Annotated in this window: 1 pseudogene; it reads right to left on the bottom strand. The window is 30.9% G+C overall.

Going from position 1 to position 669, the window contains the following annotated elements:
- Positions 1–496 precede the first annotated feature (496 nt).
- Positions 497–669, bottom strand: a pseudogene (locus ES044_RS18370) (IS66 family transposase); the annotation flags it as partial.

A 669-nucleotide genomic window follows, 5' to 3' on the forward strand; every position in this document is an offset into this window, starting at 1 on the left:
TGAAATTGTTAAAAACAAAATTTCTATTAGCGGGTATTTAATGTTGCCTTTATTGATTCTTCGAGGGTCTTTTAAGGAGGTGAAAGCGTTAAGGAATGTTTCTGAATAAGCGACCTGAGTCTTATGGTGTATCATTTTTTTTTATTCAGAACATCTTCCGAATAAAAAATTATAATTGTAAATATACACCTTTTAATGCTAGGACAACCCCATTTTTTTTAAAGGCGATTGCCCTGGCGTCAATACCATTATCAATTATAACTTTTGGCTTTCTAACACGAGATATTTGTTCGCCTGATTTAGCTGTCGCGTTATAGATATGATTTACAAAATCTACCTTTAATAGCCTTCCTTCTTCCTTTACTAAATTTTTAGATAAGCTAGTTTCACCGCCTTTACCATCTTCTAAATGAACCTCATAAGTATTTATTTCTTCGTTATAAACAAAAGAAACATCTATTTTGTTTGAAACTTTAAAATCTAAACTATATGGTAACTATTCAGCCTTTAAAACAGCAATAGTTTTAAAAGCAGCGAAAATGTTTTGACCATTCTTAATACAGGTATCTGTTACTGATCTAATAACCGCATATATCTGTGCACCATTTTCAGTTTTAAATTGACCTGATACTTTTTGTTTTACTTTCACATTTCTAATCGCTCTTTCTG

The organism is Polaribacter sp. IC066, assembly GCF_007997085.1.
Taxonomy (GTDB): domain Bacteria; phylum Bacteroidota; class Bacteroidia; order Flavobacteriales; family Flavobacteriaceae; genus Polaribacter.